The organism is Streptococcus infantis (genome assembly GCF_047464615.1).
Classification (GTDB): Bacteria; Bacillota; Bacilli; order Lactobacillales; family Streptococcaceae; genus Streptococcus; species Streptococcus infantis_Y.
The window spans coordinates 51,969-65,991 of record NZ_JASHBO010000003.1 but is presented as its reverse complement, the minus strand read 5'-3'; the positions used below and the strand labels follow the sequence as shown (position 1 = coordinate 65,991).

Annotated in this window: 8 protein-coding genes; 2 read left to right on the top strand and 6 right to left on the bottom strand. The window is 41.6% G+C overall.

The features are described from left to right. Nucleotides 1–27 precede the first annotated feature (27 nt). Nucleotides 28–2,673: an alpha-mannosidase gene (locus tag QM450_RS02465; RefSeq protein WP_414319557.1), complete on the bottom strand. Its 2,646-nt coding sequence runs from the start codon at nucleotides 2,671–2,673 to the stop codon at nucleotides 28–30. A 240-nt stretch (nucleotides 2,674–2,913) separates the two neighbouring features. Continuing rightward, the gene (locus tag QM450_RS02460) at nucleotides 2,914–4,194 is read right to left on the bottom strand and encodes a glycoside hydrolase family 125 protein (RefSeq protein ID WP_414319556.1); all 1,281 of its coding nucleotides are present in this window, start codon (nucleotides 4,192–4,194) and stop codon (nucleotides 2,914–2,916) included. Nucleotides 4,195–4,365: 171 nt separating this feature from the next. Between QM450_RS02460 and QM450_RS02455 the strand changes: the two genes are divergently transcribed. After that, entirely contained in the window at nucleotides 4,366–6,450 is a 2,085-nt protein-coding gene (locus tag QM450_RS02455; protein ID WP_414319555.1) for a GH92 family glycosyl hydrolase, read from the top strand. A gap of 414 nt (nucleotides 6,451–6,864) precedes the next feature. Next, nucleotides 6,865–8,313 (top strand): APC family permease, encoded by a 1,449-nt coding sequence (locus QM450_RS02450; protein WP_223140384.1) that lies wholly within the window; start codon nucleotides 6,865–6,867, stop codon nucleotides 8,311–8,313. 116 nt (nucleotides 8,314–8,429) lie between these two features. Here the strand turns inward: QM450_RS02450 and polA are convergent, their stop codons facing one another. The 4 genes from polA to dnaB all read right to left on the bottom strand — a co-directional run bounded on the left by polA (nucleotide 8,430) and on the right by dnaB (nucleotide 13,985). Continuing rightward, the gene (gene polA, locus QM450_RS02445) at nucleotides 8,430–11,063 is read right to left on the bottom strand and encodes a DNA polymerase I (protein ID WP_414319554.1); all 2,634 of its coding nucleotides are present in this window, start codon (nucleotides 11,061–11,063) and stop codon (nucleotides 8,430–8,432) included. 64 nt (nucleotides 11,064–11,127) lie between these two features. Further along, on the bottom strand, nucleotides 11,128–12,261 hold the full coding sequence (locus QM450_RS02440; protein ID WP_414319553.1) for an SH3 domain-containing protein: 1,134 nt from the start codon (nucleotides 12,259–12,261) through the stop codon (nucleotides 11,128–11,130). Between the two features lie 102 nt (nucleotides 12,262–12,363). Continuing rightward, nucleotides 12,364–12,630 carry a Veg family protein gene (locus QM450_RS02435; RefSeq protein ID WP_000128621.1) on the bottom strand — a complete coding sequence of 89 codons (267 nt, stop codon included), beginning with the start codon at nucleotides 12,628–12,630 and terminating at the stop codon, nucleotides 12,364–12,366. Then, complete coding sequence (gene dnaB, locus QM450_RS02430) at nucleotides 12,627–13,985, bottom strand: replicative DNA helicase (protein WP_000852500.1); 1,359 nt, start codon at nucleotides 13,983–13,985, stop codon at nucleotides 12,627–12,629. The genes QM450_RS02435 and dnaB overlap by 4 nt, the downstream gene beginning before the upstream one ends. Nucleotides 13,986–14,023: the final 38 nt, after the last annotated feature.

Below are 14,023 nucleotides of genomic sequence, written 5' to 3'. Positions count from 1 at the left end.
CCTTTCTTTTATGTTTTCTTTTTGAAATTAAATTTCTTCTTTTTTGATCAATTCTGTACGAATTTCTTGTGGTGCCAATAATCCTGAATGAACTGGATATGGGCGTTCCAGCAAATCAAGAATAGTTTGTTGTTTTTCAGACACGCGAACATTTTCTTGACTCATATTGTAGTAACGTAGGACGTATCCTTCTTCATTTTCAGCAACTTTGAAGGCTGTTGGGCAGACTTGTGGCAAGTTCAGTGCCGGATGGTTAAAGAGGCTACCCGTTGCTGCAACGCTACCTTCTTGTTTTGCAACTTGAAGAGCTGTAAATGGCACCTGGAAGGCTTTTGCACGACGGAAGGCCGAGAAGCGTTCCCCTGCTTGATGGCATTCTACTGCAAACTCAACTTCGATATCGCGCAAGCACTGGGCTTCTGGTGTTGGGAAATAGCCCCAGTCACCTAGCTCACCTGAAGCACGGAGAAGGGTTACAGCCATGGTATCATCCTCAAGGATTTCGTATTCGTGCAATCCTTTATTGGCTACTGTCACTCCTTTAACATCATCATACAAGCTGACAAAGGCTTGTTGGTGTTGTGGATTTTCAGGATTTTCCCAAGAAGCTGCTGGTTTATTTGGTCTTGTCACAACTTCATAGATGCTTTCAGAATCATTGCTTGGACGAGTATTATGAGTTTTTACCAAGAGACGGATACGGTGGTCTTTGGCTGTATTGGTAAAGCGAGTCTTGAAGCGAATCTGTGGATTGTCCACAAAGACTGTCATTTCTGTTTCAAGAGGAATGGTTGTCAACTCTTCTGAACGACCTGCATCTCGTTTCATGAACTCGATGATACCTCTTTGTTCCGCATCCAATTTTTCATCTGCGCTAACTGGAATGGTCAAGTCGTGTTTGAGCAAAACCTTAGCATAGCGAGCATTATTTTCTAAGACTTCATAGCCTTTCAGTTGAGCGTAGATTGGCTCAGTTCCTTTTGGTTGGAAGTAAATGTACTCGTTACCAATATCTCCACGGTCCTCAAATTGGATAAAGTCTTCGTAAGCTTCGTTTGTAGTCTTGTCATAGACTGTAATTCCTTGGTCTACACTCACAGTTACGAATGGTGTATCAATGACTCCATTTTGGTAAATACCATCACGGTGATTTACTTGACCTTCAACCAATTGGAAGCTTGCCCAAGAAAGCGGAGCAAGGTGAACTGGGATTGTCACGCGCACTTGGCGTGCAATATATGGTTGGCGGAATTTATCCTTAGGTAAAGTATAACCAAAACTTGCTCCCAAGTCTTCAATCTTGGCTTCAAGGACATGACCATCCAAATCTTCAACATGGTAATCTGGCAAGGTCACAGCCGCCATCTTCTTGTACCCTTCTGTTGGATGCAATTCTTTGAAATCACAAGTGACAACATCCACTACAACACTAACTGTATCAACCTTGTCATGTAATCCAGTGTTAATAACCGTAAAGAGGTGGTCACTTTGCGCTTCCTGAGTTGCTATTTTATGTTTCCACTCATTGAGAAGGTTGGTCTTGACAAAGTTTCCAACTTGGTTGACCTTGGCAAAGCGAGTTTCCATTTCACGGTGAACTTCGTCAATACTGCATCCACAGATACTATCATGTGGTGCATTTTGCAAGAGTACTTTCCAAGCATAGGTTAATTGATCCTTGTGGTTATGTCCACCAGTAATGATGGTCAAAGGTTCTACTACTTGCTCCAACAAATTGCTGTTTTCTTGAAAGGCTTGTTTGAGATAAATACGTGAAGAAGAGGTATTAGCAAGAGTGTACCAACCATCCGTTTCCTGGCTAGTCAACTCACCTGTAACAGTTGATAGGTGTTCAGGAAGTGCACTTTCCACTGCTTGAACGTATTCATCAAAGGAGCTGTGAACAAAGGTCACGTCTGGGAAAAGTTCGTTGGCCACACGAATCGCTTCACTAATATTTCTCTGTACAGGCTGGTGGTCACAACCGTTCATCATCAACCATTGGTTAGTAGATGCATAGTCACGCACATCTGCCAATTTTTGTTTCCAGAAGGTCAAGGCTTCGTCTTTATCCACTGGAATTTCATTTCCATTACTGTACCAGTTAGCAAAGAGGATACCGAGGACACGACTCCCATCTGCACCCTGCCAGTACATCTCAGAAAATTGAGAGGTAAACTGCTCATCTTCGAGGACTTGGTTGTCAAAGCCGATTGGTTTAACACCACGACCAAAGGCTGCTACGTGAATGCCTGATTTTTGAAGGATTTGAGGAGCCTGCCCCATATTTCCAAAGGTATCTGGGAAGTAACCAATTTGAGTTGATTTTCCCCATTTAGCACATTCCGCTTGTCCAATCAAAGTATTGCGGACATTAGCTTCACTGGAAATCAAGTAATCATCCTGCAAGATATAGAAAGGCCCAATCTTGAGCTTGCCTTCGTCGATATAGCGCTGCACCTTGTCGCGGTTTTCAGGGCAAATTTCTAAATAATCATCAAGGACAATAGTTTGTCCATCCAGGTGGAAACTCTTGAACTCAGGATCATTTTCAAAGAGATCAAAAAGATTGTCAAAAAGTTCCACCAATTGCATACGGTGACTTTCAAAAGGTAGATACCACTCACGATCCCAGTGACTGTGAGAGATGATATGTACAACAACATTTTCCATGAGTAAAACCTCATTCTAACTTAAATTTTTAATGTTTTAAATATAAACTTGTGATTCTAACAAGAATCAGTGAAGCTAAAGCGTGCTCCTTATACTCAATGAAAATCAAAGAGCAAACTAGGAAGCTAGCCGCAGGCTGCTCAAAGCACTGCTTTGAGGTTGTGGATAAACTGACGAAGTCAGTAACAATACCTACGGCAAGGCGAAGCTGACGTGGTTTGAAGAGATTTTCGAAGAGTATTAGCGAATATCCAAGTAATCCAAGACTAATTCGCAGAACATCATGTTGGCCCATGAGAACCATTCGCGTGAGTAGAGTGTTGGATCGTCTACGTGGAAGCTTTCGTGCATGACACCTGTTCCTCCATCGCAGGCAACCAACTGATCTAGCAAGAATTTCTTCTCTGCCTTATCCGTCGTTGTCAATCCTTGGATAGAAAGGGCAATCGGCCAGATATAGCGGTAGAAGGTATGAGAACTTCCGAGTCCACTTGCGTACTCTCCTTGGTAGAAGTATGGATTTTCAGGGCTCAGAATAGTGCGACGAGTGGCTTGATACACTTCATCATTGACATCACAGTAACCCAGATATGGAGCAGCTAACAAACTTGGCACGTTAGGATCGTCCATGATGCTAGCATTTCCCAAACCATCTACCTCAAAGGCATAAATTTTTTCACCCTTGCTGTTTGTAGTGTAGGCGTAATTTTCGATACCTTCTTGAATCTCAGCTTGCAGGCGTTTTGCATCTGCAATGATACTCTCGCTATCGGCTAGATTCAACTCTGCAAAGATTTCCTGCACATAACCCAAGACAACTACTGCAAACATATTTGAAGGAATCAAATAGCTATACTGACAGCAGTCATCGCTTGGACGAAAGGCTGACCAGGTCATCCCTGTCACAGCAAAGTCTGGTCCAAAGCCGTCATTTACTAAGGTATCTTCCTTACGATCAGTATCACGGACGAAGCGATAAGGCGAGTTCTTATGATCTTGTTCCACCGTCCAGAGATGAAGGATTTCCTTAGTCGCTGTAACAAAGGTTTCATCAAATTGACTAGTCTCGCCAGTCTCTTTCCAGAGGAGATAAGCCAACTGCAAGGGGTAGCAAAGTGAGTCTACTTCATACTTACGTTCCCAAATCCAGCCATTGAGGTCTGTATGGTCTGTCTCGTGATGACCCTTCCAGTTCTCCTCAATATTGAAAGAGTTGGCATAGGGATCCTTGAGAATCAAAGTCATCTGGCGTTTAACCAAGCCAGCAATGGTCTGGCGCAAACGAGGGTCTCTTTTTGCCACATGAAGGTATGGTCTAAGCTGAGCAGTTGAATCACGGAGCCACATAGCTGGGATATCTCCAGTCAGTACAAAGGTCGAGCCGTCTTCTAAGATTTCAACTGTATTGTCTAAAGTGTCTGTATAGCAACGTTCAAAGACATCTACCCATTCAGGATGATCTTTAGCACGCTCTGCCACCTCATCTAGCCACTCTCTGACAATTTCTTTTGAATATACCATAAACTATTTTGCCTCTTTCAAACAGATTTTCATTTTCAGTATATAGCTTTTAGTCCAGAAAATATATACACAAATGTTAGTCATTATTCTACAAAATTGTTATATTTTGAAGTCGCTTTCTAAAAGTCTCCTTTTTCTGATATAATGTAGAAAACTACTGAAGGAACTGCTATGAAACATATACTTGAAACCATCAATACCCGCTTTGGAACAGCAAGTAAACATGCTTTTTCACGAGGAAACACCCTACCCTACACAGGAGTTCCTTTTGGGATGAATTACTTTGTACCCCAGACTAGTGACCAGGAAGGATCTTGGTTCTTTGATCCCCATCTTCCTATCTTTCAGGGTATTCGACTAACCCACCAACCTAGCCCTTGGATTGGCGATTACTCCTGGCTCTTGCTGACACCAATTACAGGAGAAATCAGCGGCGATACTCTCTTTCATCGTCAATCTTCTTATAATCTTGAACGTGCTATTTTTAATCCTCATTTTCTAAAGATTTTTTCTGAGCGTTATCAGATTGAAGCGCAGCTAAATCCTACTTGCTATGGCGCTTCCCTTCAGATAAGACAAGGACAAGGAAAGAACCTCTCCCTCTATCTTCACGCAGCAGATAAACTGACAGTTGAACAAGTCGATAAGCGAATTCTGGCCCTGAGACAAGAAGGTGAAACCGAAACAAATAAAAGTCCTCTAGTCATGTTTACTGCTCTTGCATTTTCTGTAGAAATCTTATCTATCAAGCAAGAGGGACAGGACTGGCGGATTGACTTGGCTGGAGCGGAAGCTCAGGTTCAACTGGCAACTTCTTTTATCTCCAAGGAACAAGCCCTCTTTAATCTGCCTAGAAAAGACTTTGAAGAAACGAAATCAGAGGCTAAAGCAAGTTGGGAAAACCTTCTAGGTCGTTTTGATGTCGTAGAAACCGGCTCAGTAGACCGAACATTTTTTGACCACTGTCTATACAGACTCTTTCTTTTCCCACAAACCTTCTATGAGGTAAATGAGCAAGGTGAAAATATTCATAAGGACCTAGCTTCAGGAACGATCAAGCCCGGTCTGCTCTTTACCAATAATGGTTTTTGGGATACCTTCCGCACTTCATTCCCACTCTTTGCCTTGATTATTCCGGAACGCTATCGTCAGTTTCTCGAAGGCTTCCTCAATATCTACCGCGACACTGGGTATCTCCCTAAGTGGCTGGCTCCTGACGAACGAGGCATGATGCCGGGTACTTTGATCGATGGTCTTATTGCAGATAGTGCTTGTAAAGACATGGCACCTGAACTTGAGGAGGAATTTCTCAAAGCTATGCTTGAAACTGCGACTAAGGCTGATCCAAAAGCTATCAACGGACGCCATGGTCTGGCCCAATACCAAAAGCTAGGCTACCTATCCACAGACTATCACGAAAGTGTCAGTCATACACTGGACTATGCCTACAGTGATTTTTGCATCTCTACTTGCGCAGCAAAATTGGGTCATGAAGAGCTGGCACAAACCTATGCCCACTATTCTAAAAACTATCAGAATCTATTTGATCCTGAGACAGGATATATGAGGGCGCGTGATGTAGATGGCAACTTCCGTCCTGACTTTTCTCCCTATAGTTGGGGCCGTGACTACGCTGAGTGTTCAGCTATTCAAGCCAGTCTCGGTGTCTTACATGATATTTCTGGACTTAGCCAACCAATGGGTGGAAAAGAAGCCTTTAGCAACTATCTCTTAAAAGCTTGTCAAAGTCTCCCACTCTTTGAAACGACGGGTTATGGATATGAAATTCACGAGATGAGCGAAATGGCAACAGCACCTTTTGGTCAACTAGCCATTTCAAACCAACCAAGTTTCCACATCCCTTATCTTTTCCGTTACAGTAATTATCCTCAGTACACCAGTCTCTTAATCAAGACTCTCCGTCAAAAAGCCTTTCGAGCTGGCTGGGATGCTTATCCAGGAGATGAGGATAACGGTAGTTTATCGGCTTGGTATATCTGGTCCACTCTTGGGCTTTACCCAACCTGCCCAGGAAAAGCAAGCTATGATCTTGGGATTCCGCTCTTTGATCACCTTCGTGTCTATCTTGCAGAAAAAAACCAGTGGTTGGATATTCGTACGCAACAAAATCATGAACACTTCCACTTTGTCCAAGACTGTCATCTTGACGGAAAAGAAGTTCAGAGTATTGGTCACCAGGATTTGCTAAACGCCCAAAATCTCAACTTTACCCTCAGTTGGTTACCAAATCACTGATAGTTCAAATCCCTTTGTCATGTACAAGGGGATTTTCTGATTTATACCAAATCCTCCACAAAGTTATCCACAGATTGTGTATAACTTTCAAATCAATTTCATGTACTTCCAAACGATTTCTATCAACCATTTTTTTGACATTCTAAAGTAAAACACCCTCAATAGACTATTCTATCAGTCTTTATAACCGACTAGCTTAGTACCCAACTCATACATTCTATCTCTTTTTTCTAAACTAACATTTAGAAAACAATTTTTTATTTCACAAAGTTATCCACAGATTGTGTATAACTTTTACTCAAGTACAAACTCCAGCTGATAAATCCCCCCTACTTTTTTTATAGGAAATTTCGGATTTTGTTAGGCGCTTTCAAAAAAACATGATATACTGAAATTAATAGAAAAGGAGACATTATGAAAAAAGATCAACACCAACTTAATTGGCTGATGGTTTCTCTGATTGCCTTCAACATGGTTTGGGGGCTAGGAAACGTCGTCAACAACTATTCTCAACAGGGAATTTCAGTCGTCGTATCTTGGATTTTAATCCTCGCACTCTACTTTATCCCCTATTCCCTCATCGTCGGACAACTAGGTTCTACCTTCAAGGAAAGCGGAAGCGGTGTTAGTGACTGGGTTGAAAAAACATCAACCAAACGTTTAGCCTACTTTGCTGCTTGGACCTACTGGGTTGTACATATCCCGTATCTCGCACAAAAACCTCAAGGAATTCTTATTCCGCTTGGTTGGGCCTTGCAAGGTAACGGACAATTTCTTAAACAAATCGACATCCACTGGATCGTTATTCTCTGCTTGCTAATCTTTGGACTTTTCCTCTACCTTTCTACAAAAGGATTGGCAACTCTAAAAGTCATTGGTAGCTTGGCAGGAAGTGCTATGTTGATTATGTCTTTACTCTTTGTGCTTTTGGCTGTCGGTCTGCCTTTCATTAAACCAGACATCCAATTTGCGACACCACACATGGATCAACTGAGCACCTACATTCCAAACTTTGATTTTTCTTACTTTACAACAATTTCACTACTAGTCTTTGCAGTCGGTGGTTGTGAAAAAATTTCCCCATATGTTAATCAAACTCGCAACCCTGCAAAAGAATTTCCAAAAGGTATGATTGTCATGGCAATCATGGTCGGTCTCTCTGCTATCCTCGGATCAGTTGCAATGGGAATGCTATTTGATGGCAATAATATCCCTGAAGACCTCATGCGTAATGGTGCCTACCAAGCCTTCCAGATGTTAGGGAATTCTTGGGGAGTTGGAAACCTCTTTGTCGTGATCTACGCTCTTACAAATATGGTCGGACAAATCGCCGCGCTTGCCTTCTCTATTGACGCACCATTACAAATCCTTCTCAATAACGCTGATGAAAACTACATCCCAAGCTGGCTTCGAAAACGTACTGAAAAAGGTGTCCTCATTAACGGCTACCTCCTTACAGGCGTACTCGTTAGCCTTATCATCATTCTTCCAATTTTTGGTATTCAGGAAATTGACGGACTTGTAAAATGGATGACAAACCTCAATTCTATCGTAATGCCAATGCGTTATCTCTGGGTATTCCTTGCCTATATGATGCTCAACCGTGCTTGGAAAACATACAAAAATGCCGAATACAAGTTTGTGAACAATCCTAAGCTTGGCTTTATTATCGGTACTTGGTGCTTCCTCTTTACTGCCTTTGCTTGTATCCTAGGTATGGTTCCAAAAATTAACTACGCTGAGAATCCAACTGCTTGGCAATTCTCGCTTCTTACAAACATCTTGACCCCAATTATTCTGATTGGATTAGGTGTGATTCTACCAGTACTTGCCAAAAAAGAACAAAAGAAACAAATCAAGTAAGTCTACTACTAGTTAGATAAAATCGCTTTTATCTTTTCTTGCAAAATTTTCTCAGCAAAAATCCCCTTTGAACAGTAACGTTCAAGGGGATTTCTTTTTGTTTGATTGTTTATTTTTTACTTGGCCTCATACCAAGTTACACCTTCATTTTCATCAGCAATGAGGGGCACACTGAGTTGAATAGCTTCTTCCATGGTTTGTTTAACAAGTTTTTTAATAGCAGCTAATTCTGACTTAGGCACTTCAAGAACAATTTCATCGTGTACTTGTAGAAGCATCTTAGTCTGATAACCACCCTCTACCAAGGCTTTATCTAGCTGAATCATAGCGATTTTGAGAATATCTGCAGCTGATCCTTGGATAGGTGAGTTGATGGCTGTACGTTCCGCAAAACCACGAATGTTAAAGTTGCGCGAATTGATATCTGGCAACTCACGACGACGTTTAAAGAGGGTCTCCACATAGCCCTTATCACGCGCCTCACGCACCACTTCATCCATGTAGTTTTTGATCCCTGGGAAGCGTTCAAAGTAGGTATCAATGTAAGCCTTAGCCTCTTTACGGCTGATGCCTAGATTATTCGATAAACCAAAGTCTGAAATTCCGTAAACCACTCCAAAGTTGACAGCCTTGGCGTTGCGACGGTCATTCGGAGTCACATCCTCAGGACGTTCAATTCCAAAGACACGCATGGCTGTTGAGGTATGGATATCAGCTCCCTCTTTGAAGGCCTTGATTAAGTGCTCATCTTTAGAGATATGTGCCAAAACTCGTAGCTCAATCTGTGAATAGTCCGAGCTGAGAAGGACACTGTCCTCCCATTCTGGCACGAAAGCCTTACGGATAAGGCGACCTTGTTCCAACCGAACAGGGATATTTTGCAAGTTTGGATCGACACTAGACAGACGACCTGTCTGAGTCAAATCTTGCACATAGCGCGTGTGAATCTTGCCATCCGCTAAAATCCAGTCCTGTAAACCAATCACATAAGTGGATTGAATCTTAGCAATCTGACGGTAGTCGAGGATTTTCTTGACAATCGGCGCAATAGGAGCTAGACGCTCCAATACATCCACGGCTGTCGAATAACCTGTCTTGGTTTTCTTGGTATATTCGAGAGGGAGACCTAGTTTTTCAAAAAGAAGGACACCCAACTGTTTAGGTGAATTGATATTAAATTCCTCACCTGCTAGGTCATAAATCTCTTGCGTCAGCTTTTCAATGACAAGCTCATTTTCGGCCTGCATCTCAAGCAAGGTCTCTTTTTTAACTTTAATTCCAGCGATTTCCATCTTAGCAAGGACAAAGGCTAGAGGTTGCTCCATATCATAAAGAAGGTCAAGTTGTCCGTTTTCGCTTAATTTTTCAAGTAAAACAGGCTCTGTCTCAACCAATACAGCAACCTTACGAGCCAAGTGCTCCAAGAATTTTTCTCGCTCTGGTATAGCTTTTTTGACACCTTTACCGTAGAAGGTTTCATCATCGACTAGGTAAGTTTGACCATAGAGACTAGCAATAGTTGAAATTTCATTATTCTCGACAGTAGAGAGAAGGTATTTGGCCAAACGACTGTCAAAAGCAGGAGCCTGCAAGTCCAAACCAAAGCGATTTAAGAGGACTTTTGCTTTCTTAAAGTCGTATACTTTCAGAGGTGTTTTTTCTAGAAAATCCTTAAGAATCGGCTCCTGCAGAAGTTCCAGCTTATCTGTAGCATAGAGTTTGTCTCCGCAAGACCAGGCAAAGCCAATCAAGTCATCTGTATGGTAGTTTTCTCCAAAGAGTTCAAAGTGGAAGATGGAGTCCGCACTTAGCATATCTTGACTGAATTTGTCAACCATAGTAAAGTCCAAACTCTCAGCCACATCAGCTGATGATACATTTAAAGCCTGCTTGAGTTGTTTGAAGCCCATCTCATCGTAGAATTTCCCAAGATTTTCCACATCTGGACCGCTATAAAACAAGTCATCCAGTCCAATCTCAATCGGTGCTTTCGTATCAATCGTTGCCAGTGTTTTAGACAGAAAGGCTTGCTCCTTATCATTGATGAGATTTTCCTTCATCTTAGAAGCCTTCATCCCATCGATATTTTCATAAATACCTTCGAGCGAGCCATGTTCTAACAAGAGCTTGATACCCGTCTTTTCACCAATCTTAGTTACACCAGGGATATTATCTGACTTATCTCCCATGAGAGCTTTAAGATCAATGAACTGAGCTGGTGTGATGCTCATCTTTTCCATGAGATATTCTGGTGTAAATGCCTCAAACTCAGCTACACCTTTCTTAGAAATCTCAACCACTGTATGTTCATCTGTCAACTGGATCAAGTCCTTGTCTCCACTGACGATAGTTACATCAAATGAATCCTTTTCAGCCAAACGACCCAAGGTACCAATGATATCATCCGCCTCATACTGGGCTAACTCATAATGACGAATCCCAAGATGATCTAGCAACTCACGAATAAAAGGGAATTGCTCGCGAAACTCATCCGGAGTCTTAGCACGACCACCCTTATAGTCTGCATACATCTCTGTACGGAAAGTCGTCTTCCCCGCATCAAATGCCACCAAGATATGGCTAGGCTCAACACGCTCTAGCAAATGATTCAACATAAGTTGAAAACCATAGATAGCATTTGTATGAAGACCGTTAGCATTTTTAAAACGATCCAGTTGCTGATAAAGTGCAAAGAATGCTCGGAAAGCAACTGAAGATCCATCAATTAATAATAATTTTTTCTTATCCATACACCCATTATAAAGGAAAGCAGGGAAAAATACCATTAGGAAGAGCCCAAATACTGAATAACACTTATGATGCTGGATTTTCTACTCGCGCACCACTGCTATCAACTTGGAAACCATCGATAGTCGTATTGACTGCTAAAGCTCCCGATGAATTTACATAGTAATATTTCCCTGAAACCTGAAACCACTGGCTAGCCTTCATAGCACCTGAGCTTTCAAGATAGTACCATGTTCCATTATCCTTTAACCAGCCTGTCTGCATTTCGCCAGACGACTTCAGATAATACCACTTAGAACCATCTTTTAACCAGCCTGTCGTCATTGTACCATCAGCTTGCAAATGATACCAGTTTCCATTAATCTTCTTCCAACCGACTGCTTTCTGACCATTTTCATAATAATACCAAACAGTTCCTTCTTTTTCCCAACCATTTTTAGAGCTACTTGTTTTAGTCAAGGGAATATAGCGTCTGTTTCCACTTCGTGAAATATAACTAATCCATTTGTAGCCTTCTTTTTCAAGAGTCTGGTCATAATGAACACTCTCTCCAGGTTCATAGTAATCAATAATAGTAGCCGTGAGTGATGGCTGATCCCTAATGGCTGCTTTTTCTGTAAAAATATGTGTCCCACTAGATACGAGTGATAACTGATAATTTCCTGAGCTAGCATTCCCCACATCTTTAAAATGAATGAATCCCGTCATAGAATTGGCCTTTACCGTTCGTCGATTGTACCTTTCTCTGACTCCATAATTGTATTCTTCAATTTCAATCATATCACCAAAAACATTGGATACCCAAGCGACATGACCATACTGTCCACTCGTATCCCAAGCGATAGAACCAATTGCTGGGCGCTGATCTACGCGATAACCTTCTCGTTTAGCACGATATCCCCATTCATTAGCATTTCCATAAGCCGCCGGAATTTCAAAACCATTGATATTGCTCAAACGAAAGGCTGCAAAAGACGTACACTGTCTAGAATACATCCGCCACTTATCAATTTCTTGACTTCCATTTTTATAATAATAGGGATAATCATCTCCTCGTGCCAGTGATCCATTGTTTGCCTGGTTGGCATGAACAGTTCCTCCACTAAATAAAAAAATACCTGCTAAAACTAGTGAAGCTGAGCCTACAGCTGTCTTTCTGAGAAAAGTTCCCTTTTTATGTCCTGCTTTAGTAAATGTCATTGATTCTCCTTCAAATAATTAAATTTTTGAGGTTGACCTCATCTATATCATTCGAAAGAAAATAAAAAAAAGTGAGAGTACTTCCCACTTTCATGATTAGCCTTAATCCAAATAATGAATCAAGTTCTTTTCCGTTAAAATATCTGAATAAGTGAAAGATTCAACATAGACATTAGCCTGTTTGTCTCCTTCAACATTTCCAAACTCAACGATGAAGAGCGATGGGTAAACCTCAATTAGTTTTCCCAAACGATTTTTTTGGCGTTTACGACCATTTTCTAAGGTCATTTCTACCACTTGTCCCTCATGCGCCTTAATTTCTTCTTTGATTTTTTTCATTTTAGCCACATCTGTAAATGCGTCTGTCATCTTGGTTCCTCCATCTTCGAAATACTTGAAAATTTATTATATTCTTTTTGGAAAATCAATTCTACCGTTCCGCGAGCACCGCTACGGTTTTTCTCGATAATCACTTCTACTTTATTATTTGGAATGCCTTCCTCCTCTTCACCACCGCGCTCATAATAGTCATCACGATAGAGAAAGGCTACGATATCAGCATCCTGCTCAATAGATCCAGATTCACGAATATCAGACAAAACTGGTCTCTTATCTTGACGTTGCTCTACACCACGAGAAAGCTGACTGAGAGCTATAACTGGAACTTTGAGTTCTTTTGCTAGGATTTTCAACTGACGGGAAATCTCAGATACTTCTTGTTGACGATTTTCTCGACCAGTCCCTGTGATCAGCTGAAGATAGTCAATCAAAATCAAGCCTAGATTACCTGTTTCCTGAGCCAGTTTACGGGAACGAGAGCGAATTTCTGTGATTCGAATCCCTGGTGTATCATCAATGTAGATACTTGCATTAGCCAGATTACCCTGAGCAATCGTATACTTGCGCCATTCTTCCTCAGTCAATTGACCTGTACGGATAGAATGCGACTCTACCAACCCTTCCGCAGCCAGCATACGATCGACCAAGCTTTCAGCACCCATTTCCAGAGAGAAAATAGCAACTGTCTTGTCTAATTTGGTTCCGATATTTTGCGCAATATTCAAAGCAAAAGCTGTCTTACCAACCGCAGGACGAGCTGCCAAAATAATCAATTCTTCCTCATGCAGACCTGTCGTCATGTGATCTAAATCTCGATAACCTGTCGCAATACCCGTGATATCCGAAGTCTGTTGAGAACGAGCTTCTAGATTTCCGAAGTTGATATTCAATACATCGCGAATATTTTTAAAGCCATTTCGATTGGCATTCTCACTGACATCAATCAAGCCTTTTTCTGCACGAGCAATAATTTCGTCCGCAGGTTGAGAAGCTTCATAGGCTAGGTTTACAGACTCTGTCAACTTAGCAATCAGGCGCCGAAGCATAGCCTTTTCTGCTACAATTTTAGCATAGTATTCCGCATTGGCAGAGGTTGGCACTGAATTGACAATCTCAACCAGATAAGACAAGCCTCCAATAGTTTGTAAATCACCCTGGCTATCTAGTATCGTCCGAACTGTGGTTGCGTCAATAGCATCTCCACGATCAGACAAATCAACCATAGCTTGAAAAATCAAACGGTGAGCATACTTAAAGAAGTCCTGTGAATCGATATATTCTCGGACAAAAACGAGTTTAGTCTCATCAATAAAAATGGCTCCTAAAACAGATTGTTCTGCTAGGATATCTTGAGGCTGAACACGCAGTTCTTCAACTTCTGCCATCAGACTTTCCTTCCTTTTACAATATTGTCAACCAATCG